General features: G+C 35.8%; 13 protein-coding genes, 2 tRNA genes and 2 pseudogenes. 3 read left to right on the plus strand and 14 right to left on the minus strand.

Annotated elements, in window-relative coordinates; translation table 11 throughout:
• Window positions 1-85 precede the first annotated feature (85 nt).
• Complete coding sequence (locus PVV65_RS04665; RefSeq protein WP_273789375.1) at window positions 86-493, plus strand: hypothetical protein; 408 nt, start codon at window positions 86-88, stop codon at window positions 491-493.
• 1,443 nt (window positions 494-1,936) lie between these two features.
• On the opposite strand, the gene PVV65_RS04670 is transcribed toward PVV65_RS04665, so the two are convergent.
• The 3 genes from PVV65_RS04670 to PVV65_RS04680 form a co-directional block, all read right to left on the minus strand.
• Window positions 1,937-2,011: transfer RNA gene (locus PVV65_RS04670), tRNA-Val, on the minus strand.
• Between the two features lie 98 nt (window positions 2,012-2,109).
• Window positions 2,110-2,472, minus strand: a complete 363-nt coding sequence (gene cpdR / locus PVV65_RS04675) for a cell cycle two-component system response regulator CpdR (RefSeq protein ID WP_005773448.1) — start codon at window positions 2,470-2,472, stop codon at window positions 2,110-2,112.
• Between the two features lie 788 nt (window positions 2,473-3,260).
• Window positions 3,261-4,178, minus strand: coding sequence for a serine aminopeptidase domain-containing protein (locus PVV65_RS04680; protein ID WP_273789376.1), 918 nt, complete (start codon window positions 4,176-4,178; stop codon window positions 3,261-3,263).
• A gap of 280 nt (window positions 4,179-4,458) precedes the next feature.
• Here PVV65_RS04680 and PVV65_RS04685 point away from each other — a divergent pair, with 280 nt between their 5' ends.
• Entirely contained in the window at window positions 4,459-4,926 is a 468-nt protein-coding gene (locus PVV65_RS04685) for an Hsp20 family protein (protein ID WP_273754332.1), read from the plus strand.
• Between the two features lie 166 nt (window positions 4,927-5,092).
• Here the strand turns inward: PVV65_RS04685 and PVV65_RS04690 are convergent.
• The 3 genes and pseudogenes from PVV65_RS04690 to PVV65_RS04700 form a co-directional block, all read right to left on the minus strand.
• Window positions 5,093-5,161 (minus strand): annotated as a pseudogene (locus PVV65_RS04690) (DNA-binding protein); the annotation flags it as partial.
• A 209-nt stretch (window positions 5,162-5,370) separates the two neighbouring features.
• Window positions 5,371-6,453: pseudogene (locus PVV65_RS04695) on the minus strand (tyrosine-type recombinase/integrase).
• 326 nt (window positions 6,454-6,779) lie between these two features.
• Window positions 6,780-6,856: transfer RNA gene (locus tag PVV65_RS04700), tRNA-Pro, on the minus strand.
• A 625-nt stretch (window positions 6,857-7,481) separates the two neighbouring features.
• Between PVV65_RS04700 and PVV65_RS04705 the strand changes: the two genes are divergently transcribed.
• Window positions 7,482-7,856, plus strand: coding sequence for an iron-sulfur cluster assembly accessory protein (locus tag PVV65_RS04705; protein WP_273754331.1), 375 nt, complete (start codon window positions 7,482-7,484; stop codon window positions 7,854-7,856).
• 80 nt (window positions 7,857-7,936) lie between these two features.
• Here PVV65_RS04705 and mazG read toward each other — a convergent pair whose 3' ends face one another.
• The 8 genes from mazG to PVV65_RS04745 form a co-directional block, all read right to left on the minus strand.
• Window positions 7,937-8,746, minus strand: a complete 810-nt coding sequence (mazG, locus tag PVV65_RS04710) for a nucleoside triphosphate pyrophosphohydrolase (protein ID WP_273754330.1) — start codon at window positions 8,744-8,746, stop codon at window positions 7,937-7,939.
• A gap of 32 nt (window positions 8,747-8,778) precedes the next feature.
• Window positions 8,779-9,708, minus strand: a complete 930-nt coding sequence (locus PVV65_RS04715) for a lipid A biosynthesis lauroyl acyltransferase (protein WP_273789395.1) — start codon at window positions 9,706-9,708, stop codon at window positions 8,779-8,781.
• Between the two features lie 6 nt (window positions 9,709-9,714).
• Window positions 9,715-10,743 (minus strand): zinc-binding dehydrogenase, encoded by a 1,029-nt coding sequence (locus PVV65_RS04720; RefSeq protein ID WP_273754329.1) that lies wholly within the window; start codon window positions 10,741-10,743, stop codon window positions 9,715-9,717.
• A 68-nt stretch (window positions 10,744-10,811) separates the two neighbouring features.
• Window positions 10,812-12,086 carry a beta-ketoacyl-ACP synthase gene (locus PVV65_RS04725; RefSeq protein WP_273754328.1) on the minus strand — a complete coding sequence of 425 codons (1,275 nt, stop codon included), beginning with the start codon at window positions 12,084-12,086 and terminating at the stop codon, window positions 10,812-10,814.
• Window positions 12,087-12,101: 15 nt separating this feature from the next.
• Window positions 12,102-13,277, minus strand: a complete 1,176-nt coding sequence (locus tag PVV65_RS04730) for a beta-ketoacyl-ACP synthase (protein WP_273789377.1) — start codon at window positions 13,275-13,277, stop codon at window positions 12,102-12,104.
• A gap of 10 nt (window positions 13,278-13,287) precedes the next feature.
• A complete protein-coding gene (locus PVV65_RS04735; protein WP_273754326.1) occupies window positions 13,288-13,572 on the minus strand; it encodes an acyl carrier protein in 285 nt (94 codons plus the stop codon).
• Between the two features lie 189 nt (window positions 13,573-13,761).
• The gene (locus PVV65_RS04740; protein ID WP_273789378.1) at window positions 13,762-16,080 is read right to left on the minus strand and encodes an NADP-dependent malic enzyme; all 2,319 of its coding nucleotides are present in this window, start codon (window positions 16,078-16,080) and stop codon (window positions 13,762-13,764) included.
• A 1,132-nt stretch (window positions 16,081-17,212) separates the two neighbouring features.
• A complete protein-coding gene (locus tag PVV65_RS04745) occupies window positions 17,213-21,772 on the minus strand; it encodes a hypothetical protein (protein WP_273789379.1) in 4,560 nt (1,519 codons plus the stop codon).
• Between the last annotated feature and the right edge of the window lie 86 nt (window positions 21,773-21,858).

Raw genomic sequence — 21,858 nt, forward strand, 5'->3', positions numbered from 1 at the left:
TGTTGATGAAAACAACCCCCACAGCCATGTGTTCGCATGTCTATGGGGGTTGTTCCTTCAAATAATCCATTGAAAGAGGGGAAGAATGAAGAAAATCTTAAAACTATTGAGCGGCATAGCTCTGCTTATTATGGCGGGATGTTATGCTTTCGATGAGCAATTGGCTTTGGATATGTGGGCAAAGCCAGGAGCAGATCAACTTGAGGTAAAAAAAGCGCTGTTAGAATGTGGGATGCCAAGCCCTTACAATGATAGTATGGACTCAAAAGATTTAAGCATGAATGCAAATGCTGCGGTTCGTATGTGTCTTGTGAAGTCAGGCTTTTATCATAAACTTTTTCAGGTTGTCTTGAGAGACAGGTGTCATAATTATAATGCTGAAGATCTTCCTATCTGTGTTCCTGGTGCTGTTATTCCGAAGCGAAGTGTCGAGAGACGTTTAAAGAGCGCTTATTGCCAAAAATATAAAAATAAACCGGAATGCGAACCGTAACGATGCAAAATCATTTCTTGCGCAAAGTGCTTCCCTGAATGTTGACTACACCTGTTTTCCCATTTTCTTGCCACGTATTGTTGATTATTTTTTTGCCCATTGCTGATTCTCTTTTAATACAGCTGCATTACATGCTTTAGAAAACAGTTTTCTAAAACCTTCTTTTAGGCGCTTCTTTCCATTTTTCTAAAAATGAATCTGTTATTTCTTAGTTGTGTCTTAAACATTACGTCTAATGTCGGTAAAATTGCAAAAAATGCCTAATTTAAATTTTTTATGAATAATATTACTAAGTTTTTCAGTATGATATTTGGGTAACATATTGGTTTTCAAGGCATAATAGATTATTCCGTTTAAAATGTTTTATGAAACACTGAAGCATAAAAATAGATCTGTTTATGATGAGAGTTTAGAAATATACTCTTGGTGATAAAGGGAGTCTTCTTGTCTTGAAAGCTGTGCCTTATAATGTGTTACGACTTTAGAGTTCCTTTTATATAAAAAAGGCCGTGTATGCCTGCACAGATAAAGATACTCTTTTAATAGAAAGATCGTGCAAAGAATAGAGTGTTATTGTATTGCAATTTATGCGATTGCTTTAAAAAATAGCTTTTAAAACTCTTAAAAGTCCTATTTCACGCTAACGCTCGCGAATAATGTAATGGCTGAATCCATTAAGCACTATCATCTTTACGCTGATGAAATAACAAGCTAGCACATCGTATATTTTGCCTGTTTGTTAGCTATCAATATTGTTATAAATCTTAGCTTTTTAGATCGTTATAGGTATTTTAGTGCTTTCCTGTATGATTTTTATCTACATGCCAATCCTCCTTGTGATGTACAAGAGGAACGGTTTTGATTGATTGAGTATGGGAGAAGCTTGAAATGAGAGAACTTTGTAAGATTTGGATTTCTTATTCAACATGTCAAATCATTGATTATAAATAACGAGTTGAACAAATAAAAAATTGCTTTTATCGTGTTTTTTACTCTTTTTAATATTAATATTTCATGATAACTTGTCATTGATAAGCTTAAAATGCTGTTCTAAAAAGCAAGTGTTGTACGCACTGAAGAGACTATTGTTATATCTAACTATTTTTGATAACAGGTGTTCTGTTAATAGAGAAAAAAGAATCAAAAAAATAGATAATAGATCAGAAGATAAATAACGCCCTTTAGAAAAGTAGTCGAAGTTTATCGAAAGAATTTTACAGTAAAACCTTCTATCTATAGCAACTAAAACTGCTGTCGTATTTATGATACTTTCAACTTATCTGAGGCATTGTAAAAATTCAAAAAAATTAGAAATACGCCGTAAAGTATGCTTTTTGGAGAGGCATGTTGCAAAATCTTATTCCTTAAAACTTTTATTCACACATCCCGTACCTTGAAGAGGATACGACAGACCACTGAGTTATTGATGTTATAAAGGCTGAATGGTGGGCGTGACAGGGATTGAACCTGTGACCCCTACGATGTCAACGTAGTGCTCTCCCGCTGAGCTACACGCCCATTCATCGATGTTGCATACACCATATAGAATGACAAACGTCAATGTTTAATTTCATTTTCTCTTAAAAACAGATACAAATAATTTAGAAAGACGTCTTTTAAGCAGCAATAAGGATCTTTTCAACTTCATTGACAAGTTCACGTAAGTGAAATGGCTTAGAGAGAACTTTTGCATCGGGAGGAGCATCACTATTTGAATTGAGTGCAACCGCTGCAAAACCTGTAATGAACATGACTCGTAAATCAGGGTCAATCTCAGTAGCGCGTCGTGCCAGTTCGATTCCATCCATTTCTGGCATCACAATGTCAGTCAGGAGAAGAGAAAATGGTTCTTCTTGTAAACGTTCGTATGCGCTAATACCATTATCGAAATCGGCAACTTCATAGCCTGCACGTTCTAGGGCTTTTACGAGAAAGCGACGCATATCGTTATCATCTTCTGCGAGCAGGATTCGTTTCATGATTGTGTTCCAATGGCTCCATTTGTAAGAGTTTTTGCCACACCGATTATACAATATAGAGTATTTATAAAAAAGATGGAAAAATACTCATAATTGAAATGAATGGCAAAATGGTTAATTCTTTATTCTTATTCAAAATACAACATATTCGTTGTGAGTTGGTTAAATTCAGAATATATGTGATTAAAAAAAGAAGAGATGATTTAAAACTTTTAAAATGATTCATTGCTATTTTTTTAAAATTATCTATTTTTTACCAGAACTCCATTAAAAAAAATTATAAAAACCGTTGCTGTAGGGATTCTTTAATATTAGAAAATTAGAAGAATTTTATGTTAATTTATTGTTTTTAAAAGATTATTCTAAAAAAATATAATTCTTATAATTATTTGTTTTTATAGAAACTAGCAAATAAATGTTATAAATAATTTTTATTTTTTAAATTTTTTATATATCAAGAATAGTATTTTGATGTCTTATTTATAAAAGATTTATAATGATGTATTAAAATAATTTTTTTATGTTTATTTTATTTAGTTACTTATAATGGTAATAATATTATTATCGTTTGATATGATAACGTAATTTGTATATTTGTTATTTTTGTTATGAGTTATGAGTTATGAGTTATGAGTTATGAGTTATGATGAATATTTATTTCATAGGTTGCTTATAAAGTCTATAAAACGAATCATATAAGTGGTTAGAAAATGAAATCCATTATAGAACGATGTTGCTCATGGGATTTTTTGCTTTTGTTGAAAAGAAATGGAAGTTAAGGTTTTGTATTATTTCATTGATGTATTATCGCAGATAAATGCATCAAATGCCGCCCAAAATTGTTTTTTATAATCTTCGTTATACATAATTGTATCAAGTTCAGCGCCTGTAATAGTAATACTCTCTGTCAAACGGGTGTGTTGGCATAATTCCCGTACTTCAATGTTGTTGGCAAGATTGTTTTGATTAGCGAGAATAAAGAGTGTTGGAATTTGTAAATGTCCGTGGCCTATATTTTTCTTCACAAAATCAATCGCATTAAATACCGAAGCCATCCATTGGGATGTTGGAGGCTTAATGGAATGGAATAGCCCTTGATGTATATGCCTTAACTGTATATTTTTTATATTTGTTTTTTTTAATTTTTTTCCTTCTTTCAATGGTATAAAACCAAGACCTATATCAGAAAGAAATTGTGTTAATTTATGTTGTAAACCATTCGTTTTATTGCCGAATGGAGCAAAAAGGGGGGAAATACAGAGCAATCTGCTAAACTTATGATTAATGAGATCTAAGCCGCTAAGGGCTATCAATCCTCCCATACCATAGGCGAGCATAGAGTAAGGGGGGGGACAAGTAGGATAAACAATATTTTTAAGAAATTCATATAAGTCATTAATATCATTATTTATATCAAAGTAATAATGACGGCTTTTTTTTGTTGTTGTGAGGGATATTTTTTTTTGATCAAACCAGTCAAATATTGCTGTATGAAAACCGCGTTTAGAAATTTCATTTATGGGTAAAAAATATGTTTCTAAAGCATTTGTATTGTTTTCAAGAATAACAATTGTTCCCTTGGATTGTTTTACCTCAGGATATGTTGTTGCAAAACGAATTTCGCGATCTATTGATATTTTAAGGGTACCATAATGGATATTAGGAGGAGTGGAACTCCAGTCTATTGGATGAAGAGGTGTTTTCAATTGAAATCCTTTAAGTGTATTTGCCGCTGAGTTCAACATGAGATAATGAGAGGGCTTTGTGATATTTATGTAATGATGAAGAAGGATTAAGAAAGGGGTAAGTTGTTTTTTAGATAGTTTTTGTCAATTCAGGTATAAAAGAGTTGAAATAAGAGAAAACGATTACCAAATAATACAATGTGGTCGCCATGATGGGTCCACGGATTTACAATTAAGTTTGCCATTTGGGAACTTTGTGAATCAATTATAAATTGTAGTCGCTCTAGAGGAGGGCAGTATCATGCGTCAAGTAGACTTTTCACCATTTTATCGTTCCACAGTAGGTTTTGATCATCTTTTTAACTGGTTTGATTCAAGAACACAACCAGAAGAAGTTTCTTCTTATCCCCCTTATAATATTGAACGTTTAACCGAAGATTCTTATAGAATTTCTATGGCTGTTGCAGGTTTTTCTCAAGATGAAATTGATATTGAAACGCATTGTAATCAGCTGATCGTTAAGGGAGATAAAAAACATGAAAAGGATGATGAAGGACGAGAATTTCTTTATCGAGGCATTGCTTCGCGTGCTTTTGAACGACGTTTTCATTTAGCTGATCATGTAAAGGTTATTGGGGCAGAGCTTGGGGATGGGCTCCTTCATATTCAGCTTAAAAGGGAAATGCCAGCTGAATTAAAACCCAAAAAAATAACTGTGCAAACGTCACCATCCATTACAAAAAATGATAATAACGGCATTGTCGCATAAAGAAAACTTAGAAAATATGAAAAATAAATAATTATAAGTTTTTAAAAATAATGTAACGCGAGGCAAAGGTCTCGCGTTTCCTGTATGTTCTCGTGAGAATGAAGATGATTCTCATAAAAACGTTCTCTTCAAATTGATGATAAAAATATTATTGCATACCGTTCTATGTTGAGACACTCATATGAAGCAATTTTGCACTTTCACGGTCTGTTAAAAGAATATCGTTTTCTGTCATTATAATTTTCTTTCAAGAGTAAAAAATGGGAACAAATCATAAGTATTTATTAACCATATTTTTGAATCATTGGAAAGGTATTTAGTCTATAAAAAACAGTGTTTTATAATAGTTTTTCTGATGTGATAATTTATGAATCTAATTGAGAAAGAATGAGAGAAGAGAGAGAGAAAGTTATCCACAGATAATGGGGTATTACACCCCATATCTTAAGCTTGACCTGTAACATAAGCCGCCCATTTATCCATATAGACACGGCGCTGTTCTAAATAATCAGTACGACGATAGGCACGTTCTACTTTACCCCCCACTGTATGACTTAGAATAGTTTCAGCGACCTCATAGGGGGCATCGGTTGTTTCAGCAAGCCAATCGCGTAAACTAGAGCGAAAACCATGGGGGCAGGCATCAAGTTTATTATCTCTCATATATTGAGCCATACATTTCTCAGCGAGGGGACCGTGACCGGTTGCAGAAAAGAAGAAATCATTACGAGAAAGCAGGCGCGCTTGTTTCAAAATTTCTAATGCTTCAGATGATAGAGGCATACGAAATTCTGTTGCAGCATCACGCCTTCCTTTCATATTTTCAGCAGGAATAGTCCATATATCCCCATCAATTTGATCTTCACGAATATGACATAAAGGAAAAGCACGAACACCTGTCAAAATAAGCAAACGTAAAGCTAAATTTGTCATGGTTGTTTTTTGACAAAGCGTTTTATAAAAACAGGAACATTTTTCCAATCCATGGCTGGAAAATTTTGTGTTTTATGGAGTTGTTTACCTAAGAGCGCGCGTGCTTTTTGTGTTGCCTGTAAGTCAACATCCAATCCCAAGGCCGCCGCATGTTTGAGAAAAATATTAAGGCGGATGAGTGCTTTTTCTGCTGTTATAGCTTTTGTATGCCAAATAGGGGCAAGGGTATTGCGTATCTCTGTTTGCGTAATTTCTGAAACCGGTAAACAGCCTAATTTGGGAAGAATATAAAGGCGTAAAGGTGTAAACCATTTACCATTTTTACCATCACCTTTTAATTCAGTTTTACGACTTTCAAAAGCATCTATGGCAATATCTTTTAAATAATGAAGATTGCTTATTGCCTCACGCTTTTGTTTCTCACGTTCCTTAATGGGGTCACGATCCTCACGAAGAATAGAACGGCACCCCGTTGCCAATTCACGGGCTTGTTTTAAAGAAACATCTCTTAAAGCACCCAAGCCCATTTCGCGGTGGCGTCCATGAAGGATAAATCCATTGAGCACCACCATCTTTACGCTTATGAAGAAGCAAGCCGGCACCATCACACTATTTGCCAGCCCCCAATGTTGCGACAGACCTTGCATTAAGACGGTTCATAAGGAGCATTTTTACTCCTTTCTTATACAAATTTGATCCACACACTCATCCCGCTTGTTATGTGCAAATGAGTGGTTTTGATTGATTCAAGATAGAGAGATTTGAAATGAGAGAACTTAGATTATTCGAAGGTCTAACTCAATATGAATAACGCTAGATTATCATTATAAATCAATATCTTATCATGTTGAAGAAAAAATCATGGTTGTGTAATTGAAATAAAAGATTTTAAAATAAGCTTATTTTATAGCGTTTAAAAATGGTCGGAGCGGCGGGATTTGAACCCACGACCCCTTGACCCCCAGTCAAGTGCGCTACCAAGCTGCGCTACGCTCCGAATCCGTGTGAAACGATTAAATGACTGTTTCTTTAAAGGCAAGAGAAAAATAAATAGAACAAAATCTAAAATGCTCTTACACTTGCAATTTTTGAAAGTAAAAAATTTCGCCTACCAATAGATTGTTATTCGTTCAAGATAAGTCAAAAATCTGTAAAGTTTTTGTTACTGTTCAAATTGGAGTTCTATAATTAATAGATTTATGCATTTAATTCTTTTTGCAGATTGAGACGAGAGAAGATTTGTAATTTTAGGGGTATCGGGGTAGGAAAGGAACGCCCATAAGTACAGAAGATCTATTTTTTTATCTTATAGGTCATAAAAAAATAAATATTTTTAAAACGTTGGAATTGAATGTATGGTATTGAAACGTTTTTTTTCGTTTAAAGTTTTTATGGTAGAGGTGTTTTTGTGTTTTATGAGGACAAAAAATTGTAAATTCTAGATTATACAATCAAAAATCTTATTTTATGAAGATGTATTTCTATCCTAATAAATTTTTATCTCAATAAAAAGGGTAGGGTGTTTTAATTTATGTCTTGTTGTTTTTCTTCTAAAATACCAGATAGAATATGGTAGAAAAAAAACGTTTAAAATGTCTATTGAGCCAAGAAAAGAGCAAACGATGAGTCGTTTTTCGGTAATAAGTTTAACACAAGCCGCTGTGAATCGTATTAAAGCGATTATGGATGCAAAAGATGCACGAGGTATTCTTGTTGGGATCAAAAAAGGCGGTTGTGCAGGGATGGAATATACAATTACTCTCGTCAAAGAAGAGGGGATAGATGCGGATGTTGTTGAAGTGAATGGTGCTCGTGTTTTTATCGCGCATGATGCGGTGTTATTTTTGTTAGGAACACAGATGGATTATGAAGTAACAACACTTCGTTCTGGTTTTGTTTTTAAAAATCCTAATCAAGTTTCAGCATGTGGGTGTGGCGAGTCGGTAGAACTCCGTGCTGTTCCTCAAGATCAATATAAAACGAATCGAGCTTCATGAAATTATCCAAGCTTAAAGAAATTATTATTGAGAAATTTTAGGTGTCTTGTTCTTTTGGAGATAAGAGATCTGATATTTTTTTATTGTTCATTTTTAGCTTGCTTCCAAAGTGCTTCCATTTCATTTAAGGAGGCGTCAGTGAGTGTTTTAGATTGAGTGGATAACTTTTCTTCAATATAGGCAAAACGATTTCGGAATTTTGTATTTGTCTTTTTTAATGCTTTTTGTGAATCAATTGCTAAGTGACGTGCGAGATTAACAAGAATAAAGTAGAGATCTCCAAATTCTGCCTCTATTTCTAATTTTTTTTTATTTTTGATGGCTTCTTTGAGTTCTTCCAGTTCTTCTTCTATTTTTGCAAAAACTTTATCACTTTCTTGCCAATCAAAACCCACTCTAGCTGCTTCTTCTTGTAAAGCAAAAGCCTCTTGGTCTGCTGGCTGGATCGGTTTTATTTTTGCAAGAATACTTGAATTGTTGTTTTTTTCTTTGCTCAATTTCTCTCGTTCAGCCCGTTCTTCTTTTTTTATATATTCCCACTCTTCTTTCATAAACCCTCGTTTTTTTTGTTCGTTATTTCCAAAAACGTGAGGATGGCGGCGAATCATTTTTTCCGTAATTGCATAAACAACATCTTCAAAAGTAAAGCTACCTTCTTCTTGTGCAATGGTAGCATGATAAACAACCTGTAAAAGAAGGTCCCCAAGTTCTTCACAGAGATCTTTTTGGTTTTTTCGTTCAATGGCGTCGATGACTTCGTAAACTTCTTCCAGCATATAAGGTATGAGAGATTTAGAAGTTTGTTTTTTATGCCAGAGACAACCATTATCAGGATTGCGTAAAGCAGTGATAATTGCGGTGAGATCTTTTATATTTTTTGAGGCTAACATTTGTACTTCCTCTGTAAGCAATAGAGCTTATGTTAGATGTCCCAACGTCTATGTAACCACATCCATTGTCCGGGATATTCACGAACCCAATTTTCAACAATATCATTTAATTTTTGCGTAGAAGCAGCGATATCGATATCATTATTTTCATCACATGGAAGTTCTACACGTTCATATAATTCTAAACGATGACGTCCTCTAGGCAGACGAATACAACGTGCTGGGTAAATATCACAGTTATATTGTCGTGCAAGCTTTATAATTAAGGGATTTGTTTTAAGAGGTCTGTTAAAAAATGTTCCCATGATACCGCGGTGAAATTTTTGATCAACGAGCATACCAACATTTTCACCTTCTGCTAATTTACCTGCTAATGCCCATGCTGCACCAGCTTTTGATGGAACAAGATGTCCCATAGAAGTTTGTCGGGCTTTAAGAACTCGTTTGGCAACATAAGGATTATTGGGTGGTCTAAATAAGACCGTAACATTCAGATCAAAACTTTGTGCACAAATAGGCAGAAGTTCAAAATTTCCAGTATGCGCTGTGAAAAAAATGTGTGGCCTTTTTTCATTTTTTAATCGTTCAAAGATTTCAGCTCCTTTAACTTCAATAAAACCTGGCTCATCCGCATGAGGATCAAAATCAAAAATTTTATCAAGAAAAATATATTCGGCTAGGAAGCGTCCTATATTTTCCCACATTTCGATTGCAATCTCGTAGCGTTCTTGCTCTGTTTTTTCTGGATATGCCTTCCTAAGGTTTGCAAGTGTTATTTGATGACGATGTACGAGGGGACCAATTTTTTTTGCCAACCAAGAAAAAAGAGAAATTCCCATTTTGGCTGGAAAGCATTTTAGAATAAATAAAGAACCAAAAAGCAGATAAGCCCATAACAAGTAGGATATCTTTTTAGCTATAACTTTAATACTATAGATGAGATTTTTAAGAGAAAGTTTCATCATGATTTAATTGATTTTAAGAATAATTTTACCAAAAATATCACGGCTCTCCATTCGTTTTAAAGCTGTATCAATTTCATCAAGACCAACAATTGTATCAATGACAGGGTGTACAGCTTTTTGTGCCATTTTTTGCATGGCATTTTTCATATTTTCCATACGGCAGCCAAATGAACCAAATATTTTCAGTTGTTGTTGAAATAATTGCATGAGATTTATTGATGCTGAAACACCAGAGGTAGAACCGCAAGTTACTAAACGTGCTCCTTTTTTCATACACAACAAAGAACCGTTCCATGTATCGACCCCAACATGCTCAAAAACGACGTCAACACCTTTTTTTTGGGTTAATTTGCGCACTACACCTTCAAAACGATCTTTACGATAATTAATCACATGATCTGCTCCAAGAGACTGTGCTTTTGCAATTTTTTCATCTGAACCTACCGTCGTGATAATGGTACATCCCATATGTTTTGCAAGTTGAATGGCAGCAGAGCCAATACCGGAACCACCAGCTTGTATCAGGATTGTTTCTCCTGCTTGTAGTTTTGCATTATCGAAAAGCATATGCTCTACGGTACCAAAAGTAATTGGAGCGACAGCAGCTTGGAGTTCATCACATTGGGGAGGTGCTGGAACCAATAAACGCGCGGGTAAATTGACAAGCTCACAAGCAAATCCATCAAGATGAAAACCATAGACTCCTTTTACATCCGTGCAAAGATTATCCCGTCCTTCACGACAAGCTTGACATACCCCACAGGTTTGTGCTCCATAAATTGAGACAATCTGTCCAAGTTGAAGATTTTCAATGTTATCTCCTACTTGTATAACCTCACCGGAAGCTTCTGCACCAATGATGAGGGGCATTTTTCTTTTCGCGAAAGCCATCCCACGCCAGCCCCATACATCAATATGATTAAGAGCAACAGCTTTGATCCGTACTGTTACTTCATCTGGTCTAGGTGAAGGTGGTGAGGAAATATTGGTGATTTCAAGCTGACGTTCATTTAGCAATTGTAGCGCACGCATTATTATTCCCCTTCAATTGATAATTGCTATTGCTTCAGTATGATTGACTTTGGTCAGTATGGAAAAGATTATCCTTTATAGGCTGTGAGAACAAGACTCGTATTTTGACCACCAAATCCAAATGAGTTTGACAAAACCGCATTGACCTTGGCTTTACGGCTATGATGAGGAACAACGTCTAAAGGGATAGAAGGGTCAGGGTTATCGTAATTTATTGTAGGTGGAAGTATCCCCGATTGAATGGTTAAGAGCGAAAAAACAGCTTCTATAGCTCCAGCAGCCGTTAAAGTATGTCCAATCATTGATTTATTAGAAGAAACTGGAATATGCTCTAGAATATCACCGAAGACTGTCGATAACGCAAGATATTCCATTTTTTCATTTTCAGGTGTTGAGGTTCCATGAGCATTAATATAGTCAATTTCATGGATGGTTATTTGTGCATCATTTAAGGCTTTGCGAACGGATCCAATGGCTGGTGATGCATCGGGTTTTGAACGTGTACGGTGAAAATCATCGGCCGTTTCTCCACAGCCTGCTACAATTCCTAAAATTGTAGCATTCCGGTTTAGTGCACTTTGAAGAGATTCAAGAACAAGAGCACCTGAGCCTTCTGCCATAACAAATCCGTCTCGATCTCGGCTGAAGGGTTTTGCTGCTTTTTCTGCAGGTTCATTTTGAGTGGAAAGAGCAGAAAGTAATGAAAAGCGAATAAGAGATTCTGCTGAAACGGATCCATCTGTCGCAATGGTAAGAGCCCGATTTGTTTCGCCTCGTCGAATAGCTTCAACACCTAATTGAATTGCTGTCGCACCAGATGCACAAGCCGTGGAAAGTGTAACAGGAAGTCCCTTTGTGCCAAACGTTTTTTGCAGTTTTTCTGCAATGGCACCAAATTGTGTGGTTTCAAAAAGTGCTTCATGCTGTTTATGCTTACAAATTCTAAGAAGATGTGCATAAGAAGGCTCATTATTGAATTCTTCCTCTTGATCAAGACTAAAACGTGCTTGCCATTCAAGCTCAACAGGAGGTGCAGCTAAAAAGAGTGGCCCATTAAAATTTGTTTTATCAAGAGCAGCTTGTTCTAAAGCCTCTTCAGCAGAAAGATGTGCAAGCTTTTCAGAAAGAGCCGAAGCGCCAAGCGTACTTTCTTTGAGAAAATCAATTGTCCCAGCAATATATGTATTTAATCCTTCAACAGGAAAACGCGTTATTTTATGGATGCCGCTTACACCATTTGTTAATTTTTGCCAATTTTCATGTTTTCCTTGTCCTAGTGATGTAACAACGCCAGTTCCAGTTATGGCTACAAGTGGACGTCCAAAATGATCATGATATTTCACAATAGAAATTCCCCTTCAAACAGCCGTAAGACGTACAACACCTTCAGCTCTTTTTATACCAATAGTTGTAACAAATATTTCATGGACTTCCTTAGAAAAAGGTTTTTCATGAGGACTTAACGCTGGAAAACAGTGTTTCTTTTCAATTGAAAGTGCTGCAAGGGCAAGTGCTAAAGGAAGCTGTGCTTCTCGCATATAACCGAATAATGTTGTAATACCTCGGTAAGAGAGATCGGCATCATCAAGAGCATTTTGCTCTGCTTTTGTCGCTTCGTGAGCACCTGATGCTGCTGAAATGACTAAGGAACTTTTAGCGCCCACTGTTTTTAACATTGTTGCAATTGATTTCTTAAGCGGCGTTTTGGTTCTATCTGTTTGGTCTGTAATAATTTGGCTAATTTCAGCATAAGCACGTGCGTTACGTTTTTTTGCATGTTCACCACTTTCAAGAACTAGAAAGACACCGCCAGAACCGGTGATAATACCACCACCTGGGCGAATTTTACGATCCCACACCGAGCTCCATCCATTATGGGTTAAAAGACCACCAAGTTCATGGGCCAACAACATATCATAACTTTGTGCATTATAGGAACTTCCTACAAGAGCATGGGTACTTTGTCCTGATTTAATACGGGCTACAGCAATTTGAAGTGAAGAAAGTCCACTGCCTTCTTCTCCCATAAATGTGCGAGATGATCCAGTAACTTTATGAACGATTGAAATGTTTCCCGCTAGAAGATTTGAAAGTTGTGCCAAAAATAATGTTGGACGAAGTTCGGTTGAAAGTGCAATATTTAACATAGAGGCATGATCTGTGACTGCACGTGCTTTAGAAAGAATCTGCGTATCAACAGTGATATCGCGTTCTCCTCCACTTGCTGCTACGATCATGTCCATTGTTGACGTGAATTGTTCATTATTTTTCATGCCGGCATCATCAAGAGCAAGACCAGCTGCATAGGTACCAAGACGTTGCCATATTCCCATTTGCCGTTGATCACTTTTTTTAGGAATTTGTAAATTCCAATCAATTTCAGGCAATTTATGAACTGTGTAGGGCGAAAAAGTTGAACAATCTAGGTTTGGTGTACAGATCGGATCATTTAAGAGTTTCCAATGTTGATCAGTTCCTTCCCCCAGAGAGCTTATGAGACCTATACCAGTGATGAATACAGATTGATCATACATAGTGAAAAAATTACTCCGCCTCTTTCAAGGCAACGAGATCATCAATTTTTGCACAAAGATTTTTGAGAACAAAGTATTCTTCTGTAGCAACTGTACCTTCATTAACTTCTTGTGTCCATTGTTCTAAGGGGACTTTTATTCCGAAAGCTTTATCAATAGCAAAAACAATATCAAGAAAATCAAGACTGTCGATTCCCAAATCATCAATTGTATGACTTTCAGGTGTGATTGTATTGCGATCAATTTCACTGATTTCTGCAATAATATCAGCAACTTTATCAAACGTGGAAGGCAATGTATGGATTCCTTATTATAGAGTTAGCAAATTCAAAATATATTTAATATTATTCTTCTAGCCTTTTTTCTCTTTTAAAAAAAGCCTTAATCCAGAATATAACTGTCTTTTCTAGAAAAGAAAGAGCGTTTACAGTATGTGAAATACTATATCTCAATATTTAAAAAACTTTGAAGTTTTATTGCACATTTATTTTACGAGCTTATTTTTTCTATTTGCTGCAAGGACGGCAAGGGCTGTTATATTAACAACACCTCGTGAAGTTACTGAAGGCGTTAGTATATGAGCGGGACGTGCGGCCCCTATTAAGATAGGACCAACATGGAGTGCATTTGTGAGGCTTTTAACAGTGTTGAGCGTGATGTTGGCTGAATCAAGAGTTGGAAAGACAAGCAAATTTGCTTCACTTTTGAGACGAGAATCAGGAAAAACACGATCACGAAAAACTTTGGAAAGGGCAGCATCGCCATGCATTTCACCATCTGCCTCTAAATTAGGGTGTTCTTTGGCAAGAATTTCTGTTGCACGGCGCATTTTACGGGCACTTTCTGTGTTTTTAGAACCAAAATTTGAGTGTGATAGTAAGGCTGCTTTAGGTGTTATTCCAAATGCTTCAACTTCTTGAGCAGCCAATACAGTCATTTCAGCGATTTCTTCTGCAGAAGGATTCTCATTAACGTAAGTATCTGTGAGAAAAAGAGTACGCTGTTGAGAGATCAGCAAACTCATAGCAGAAAAACGGTGAACATGAGGATCAAGTCCGATAATTTGTTCGATCAATTCAAGTTGACGTTCAAAACGCCCCTCTAAGCCGCAAATCATTGCATCTGCTTCTTCACGCATGACGGCAAGGGCAGCAATAGCGGTTGTTGATGTTCTCACTATTGTTTTTGCCATTTCAGGCGTAACACCACGTCTTCCTGTATAATGAAAAAATAAATTAACATAATCACGAAAACGTGGATCATCCTCAGGGTTTGTTAATTCAAAATCTATATTAGGGCGAATTTTCAAACCAAAGCGTTTTAATCTTGCTTCTACGACATGTGGACGGCCGATAAGGAGAGGTGTTGCTGTTTGTTCTTCAATGACAACTTGTGCTGCGCGAAGGACGCGTTCATCTTCACCATTGGCATAGATGACACGTTTACGTTTTGCTGTTTTTGCTGCCGCAAAAACAGGCTTCATTGTTAAACCAGAGAGAAAAACAAATCGATTGAGGATATCATAGTAGGCTTCCATATCTTCAATAGGACGAAGCGCGATGCCCGTTTCCATTGCTGCTTTAGCAACAGCGGGAGCAATACGTAATATTAAACGCGGATCAAAAGGAGAGGGGATCAGATAATCTGGTCCAAAATTGGGCGATTCTTTTGCGTATGCACGTGCTACAACATCTGAAGTTTCTTCACGAGCAAGGGCAGCTATCGCATGAACAGCAGCCATTTTCATTTCTTCATTAATTGCAGTCGCACCTACGTCTAATGCACCACGGAAGATATAGGGAAAACAAAGGACATTATTAACTTGATTGGGATAATCAGAGCGCCCTGTACAGATCATCGCATCGGGCCTTATAGAATGTGCTTCTTCGGGCATAATTTCTGGTACTGGATTAGCCAGCGCTAAAATGAGTGGATTTTTAGCCATTCTTTTAAGATATTCAGGCCTTAAAACCCCCCCCGCCGATAAGCCTAGAAAAATATCTGCATCATCAATAATATCAGATAAAGTTCGCGCTTTAGTTTTTTGTGCGTAATTGACTTTCCAACGATCCATGAGAGTCTTGCGCCCTTCATAAACCACACCCTCTAAGTCGCTAAGCCAAATGTTTTCAGCTTTTGCCCCAAGACGGACCAAAAGGTTAAGGCAAGCAAGGGCAGCAGCACCTGCACCTGAGGTAACTATTTTTGCATTTTCAATTTTTTTTCCTGAAAGATTTAAGGCATTTAATACAGCCGCAGAAACAATAATAGCCGTCCCATGTTGATCATCATGAAAAACTGGAATATTCATCTTAGTGCGCAGCTTTTCTTCAATTTCAAAACATTCAGGAGCCTTAATATCTTCAAGATTAATACCACCAAATGTAGGTTCTAAGGTAGATACCGTTTGTACCATTTGTTCTATATCGGATGCATCAATTTCAATATCAAAAACATCAATATTGGCAAATTTTTTGAATAAAACGGCTTTACCTTCCATAACTGGCTTTGAAGCGAGTGGGCCAATGTTTCCTAAACCAAGAACAGCTGTTCCATTTGATATAACAGCGACTAAATTAGAACGAGATGTATATTGAGCAGCAAGATTGGGATCTTTATGAATTGCAAGACATGGTGCTGCAACGCCTGGAGAATAAGCAAGAGCTAAATCACGTTGATTATCAAGAGGTTTTGTTGCTTGTATTTCCAATTTCCCAGGTTTGGGGTGTTGGTGATAAAAAAGTGCAGCACTGTCAAGTTCAGCTATTGGTAAACTGAAATTACTCTTTCGTTCTCTAGACATTTTTATGATATCCAAGTTAGTGTGTGTTTATATGAGTGTTCCATCTACGATAAGGTTTTGTCCACTAATAGATCCTCATTTCTCTGAATACCAAAATGCACGAGCATGAGAAAATTCTTCCAGATCGTAAAACCAGTTTGATGTTTTTTTTCATTTGTGCGCATAAATAATTTTATCGACAGCAGCACGTTTGTTTTCTTTCCTTAATAAAGTGCGTAAAAATTGATGAGTCTACAAACAAATAAAATATTTAATAATGCTTACACTACCAAGCCATTATTGTTTTTGCAATGCTCACAAAATAAGGAAAGAACAGAAGAGTGTTTACTGTTCATTTCATTTGCTTTTTATAAAATATATATTTTATAAAAAGTTCTATACGGATCTAGAAGAATTTTAAAACAGAAATTTGAAAGTTATAGACTGTTTGTTCAGCTCTTTATAAGAAAATGGGAACTTAAAAAATGGAAGTGTGTTGTTGATTGTTCAATTGAATTATTAATCGTTTAGAGCTGTATTTTTTATATACTGGTAGGTCATGTGTTATAATAAACGGAGATGTCACTAAAAAAACTGATGGTGCGCATTTTATACATGATTTATATATTCTGTCTAGCACGTTACTTTATAATTTAGAATGAAATATCTCATATGTCGAATGGGAAATTTGGATACAATAAGATTCATCCATTTCAAATTTGTCTATATAATAAAAAATGTTTACTTATATATTTCAAACGAGAATAATATGTGGATAAAAAACCTTTAAGAAAGAAATAGAGATATTTCTTATGAGCTGTTTTAATAAAAAGCACAAAAAATTTTGAGAATTAGCAAATAAAATAATGTTATCGGTTTTGTTTCTTTATAAAATTATAAAAAAATAAAAGGATTAAATGGAGGATAAAGAAGTAGAAAATATGTTTTATCATTTTTAAGAATGATAGGCTGTTTAATAAGTTATTATACTTTCTTTAGTGTTATCACTTAGGTTATCAAAGAAAAACGCGCGTGCTAATTACCAATCTTTGAAGTACAAAGCTCTAAGTTGATTGCAAAGCACTCTATGATGAGCAATTAAGATAACTGGAAAAGAAAAGTAAAAAAATATTTTCTCCACTCTTCTTATCTTCTATTGGATTCGTCCACTTGCATGAGCAAGCATGGTATAAACTTTTCCTGTATCTGATATCAGGTATTTGCGAACTGAGTTGGAAGAACCAGAACTGCGTGATATATCACGTAAGAGCTTTTCGAAATCTGAAACATATTGATTCACTGAACGTTTAAACTCAAAATCGCTCATATATTTTTTCTTAATCATTTCAAATATTGTTTTTCCATTCAAGGTATAAAGGTACTCTGTTACGATGTTTTTTTGGCCACGTTGATAATGATCCCATAGATCAACAATGGCATTATGATTAATCGCTTGCACGATACCTGATGCTAACGCGTTAAGAGAACTGTTTGTAGGACGTGGTTTTGTTTGAACTGATGTTAAAACAGCATCATTTGAGGTTTCATCATAAAATGTTTCTTCACGTGAAGCTCTTTCTAAGAGATTTGATACCCATTTATTGGGTCTTTTTTTGTTTTGATCTTGTTGCAAAACAGGTTTAGGGGGTATGATTTTTTTAATAGGCTCAGGGGAACTCTCACTTCTCTTATTAAGCATTGATGATGGAGGAAATGCTGATATTAACTGTTCTTTTGCACCCTTTTGATCATGTTGTATAACACTGACGAGATCTTTTAATGCTGTAATTTGCTCATTCAAAGCTGTACGAATTGTTTGCGTTGTTTCTTTTGTTTTTTCAGGAAGCTGTTTAGCATTTTCATGAATATCATTATTAATCTTTGAAAGCTCTAAACGAACTTCATCCGCGGAGCGACGTATATCTTCTGCTGCTTCTGAAAAACGCGTTGACGCTTCACTAATAAGCCCATTAAGGGATTGTTGAAATGAATCTGTGGCGTTACGCGCATTTTTATCAGAGCGCTCAAGGGCTAAGTTGAATATTTTTTCGTAATGCTCAATCATTTGATTAATTTCATGAGACTTTGAAACAAGAGCATCACTTAATGTAGAAAGTGTATTATGTTTTTCTTCAAGTGTTGCACTGAGTGAATTTTCAGACTGTTCAAGAACATGAATAGTTTGGGAAAGTGTTTTCGCATGTTCACCAAAACTGTTCGTTATATGATTAATTTGTTCAAAGGTGTTGTTTGAAAGTCCTTGTAGAATTTCAACATTATTATTAAGAGCTTGATTTGAGGCTGATAAACGTTCCGCTACTTGATTTGTATTGCGGAAAAAATTATTCGTAGTTTCATTAAACTGACCATCAATATTTTGAACGGCTGATAATAAAACATTACTATTCTCTTGGAAGCTGTAAATTGATTGATTCAACTGCTGTAAGATGGATGAGACATTATTAACAAGCTCTTCCTTCATAGCTGTTACTGTTTGAAGTGTTTCAGAGTTCGCTTTGTTCAAGCTATTCACTAAAGATTCATTATGTGCATAAATTCTTTGTTCTGCATCTTGTGTAGAGAGAGAGAGTTGTTCACCGATATGTTGTGTTAGAGAATCAATAGATTCTGTCGTGCTTTGTGCTGCTTGATTTAAGTGATTTGTCAGATCTGTTATTTTTCCAACGTGTTCTGAAATTTGTGTTGCTGTCTGATTCTTCGCATTTTCCAGACGGCTTGTTACATCAGAAAGCTGATATCCTAAATTATCTTTAAGACTTTGCATAGAATAATGAAGAACATCACAACGTTCATTAAGGACTTGCTCTATTGTGGTTGTTGATGTGTGAATTGCTTCATTCAATAATGCTTGTGCATTATGGCTGGCTGTTGTGAAAGCTTCAACAGTATGTGCTGTTTGTTCAGACAAAACAGACAGAACTTTTTCACTGGTATCATAAACTGTTTTCTTAACGTTTGATACAATGCGATTGCCCGACTCTGAAAGAATATTTTCAGCTTGTGCGGTAACATTCGTAACAGAAGAGAGAATTTGTTCCCCCGTAGAAGAAAGAATATCAGAAGCTTTTATAATCTCATTATGCAGACCATCCGTGACTGTATTAACAGAATCTTCTAAGCTAACACGCAAATTGTCAACACTGCTTTCCAGCGCTTGTTGAATTATCTGACTTTGCTCATTACTAAGCATGAGAGACGTTTTTAACGTGTCAGAACGTTCCTCAATAACAGATGTTTGTATATCAATAGCTTCACAGACTTGGCTAAATTTTTCAGATAATGTTTCCTCTAGCGTTGTTGTCCGTTCAAAAATTTTATGTGCACAATCTTCTAAATTTGTATCAAATGATTCCATGCGTGTTTCAAGTGTTTCAAAGAGAACACCACTCGATTGAGAGAGAGTATTCTTTAAAATTTCGGCATGGCTTTCAAGGCTTTTGATATGACCTTGAACGGTTTCAGTAATGTTTTTATTATTGGCGATAATTGCACTCTCAACTAAATCTATTTGTTGTTTCAACGCAACATCGACCCGTATATCACTTTTTGCGATAAGGTTATGGATTGTTTCCATGCGTTGCTCGAGTGTGCGTGCTTGATCAGCAAGAACTTCATTGAGAGAAAAGCTATTAATTGCTAAAGAGTCACGCAGAGCATCGGCACGGATATCAATATTTCTCGCTTGAGCTTCTAAAGCATCTTGCGTTGTATTGCAGCTTTGTACAATGACTTTTTGCAGTTTGTTAGTGCATTGAAGGATATTTTCAATGTGATTTTCAGATTGTTTATCAACGAGTTGAGCATTGTCAGTCAAAACTTTTTCAATATGAGAAGTATTTTGGACCAAGATATCAATTTGATTTCTTAATGCATCAGCGATTTTATTCTTTTCATTATCAAGCATATCTGCCATGACGGCTCGTTGATCAGAAAGCTGCAATTTAAAATCTTGTGAACGTTCTTGTATAATATCAACAATGGCATTGTCGACATATTGAATTTCCTCTCTCAGATTTTCTTTACTTTTATCAATTGCAGATAAAATAGTTTCACGTCCATTTATAAATGCATGGGTAATGTCTGCTGTTTTTTCTTGGAGGTTTTCATTTATTTTCAAAATATGAGCTTCCAAGAACTTACCAAGTTCTTCCGCATTATCCTCTAAAGCTTGACTACGTTCTATGAAGGAATCAATAATGGAGTTACTGTGTTTTTTAAGAGAAAGATCAACAGTTGCTAAACGTTGTTCAAAGGCTCCAATTGCTTGCGAAGTTACATTATCAAACTCAGAAGAGAGTTTATGCGCTTGGTCCTCAAGCTTTAAAATCTTCTCATCAAAATTCTGTAGAGATTGATTATTGCGATCAAGAAGAGCTTTATCTAAAGCGTTAAACTTTTCATCGACAACGTGCAAAGTTTGATCTGCTACTGTTTGTATATGTGTTGCAATTTTAGCAGCATGCACTTCTGCTTTTGTTGCTGTTTCATTAAAGGTTTTTTCTATTTGTTTTTCATTATGGTCAAATTGTTTTGCAAAACTATCAAAGTTTTTTCCTAATTCATCGAAAAATTCTGTATTTTTCTGCTGAATGTGTGTTGTTGTTTTATTAAATTTTTCAACAAGTTGATTTGTTACACTATCACCAGCATAGGAAAGTTTTTCAACAAGGTCTTCACCTTGTTTTTGTAAAGTTTGAGAAAGAGTTTGTGCAAGCTTTTCAACATTGGTTACAATTTTAGAGGAAACCAAGCCAAATTCATCGCTCAGTTGTTCTTGAGTTCCTTTAATCGTTGATTGTACACGATCGGCGTGATTCAAAATGGCTATGCGTTCATTACTCAATTCTTTGATGAGTGTATGAATGCGTGATTCATTCTCAGCATAGGCTTGTTCTAGGTTGTGAACTTCACCTTGTATGATTGCTTCAAGTTCAACAGCACGTCCGAGGGTACGTTCAATACCTTCATTCATTGCCGCAACTTCTTCGCGAATGGTTTGCCCTATAGCAATAGCTTGTTTTTCAGATAATTGTTGTGGCTCACTAAGGCGTTGTGCAGCATTTGTCATAAGAAGAGCAATATTATGCAGTTCGTTCGAACGTTTTGTTAATTGAGCAACGCCCCAAGATATAAGGATAGGAATTACTGTCCCGGCTGCTACAGCAAGTCCTGTTGGGGACGTCAAAAAAGTGCCGATATTAGACAAGGAACTGAGTCCGGCAGGGGCGAGCTTATGCGCAATAAAAGCTCCTCCTGTTGCCCATAAAGCACTAAGCGCTGTTGTATACCAATAGATTCGAGAGGAAGAACGTTGCCTTAAGTGTCCAGAAATTACAGGGCTTGTTATATCATCATTTGCAGGAAGAAGTTTCGTTGACAATAACGTATTGTGAACCGTTCCCCCTGAAATATCAGATGAAGGTTTTGGAGCAAAAAGCTGTCCAACAACGGATTTGTCAATAACAGCATCATCATGAATATTAGAAACAAAAGTTGAAGGACCATTTTCAGCAAAAAACTCTTCTTCTGCCATTGCAATTTTTTGAATCAAATCGTCAACATTAACAATATTTTCAGAGTTATTGGATGATATTGTTTCAAATGCTGTGTCATCGAAATCAAAGTTCATCGCTTTGGTGAGGGCTTCTTCAACTTCAACTTCAAATGTTTGCAATTTAGTTCTGCGTGCCATACTCGTCTCGTACTCTTACAAACGGAAAAAGGGATACATGCTCTTCCACATAATTTCCGCATACTAGCTGTTAATTATTTAGAAAG

The sequence above is a fragment of the Bartonella sp. ML70XJBT genome (assembly GCF_028618425.1).
Classification (GTDB): domain Bacteria; phylum Pseudomonadota; class Alphaproteobacteria; order Rhizobiales; family Rhizobiaceae; genus Bartonella.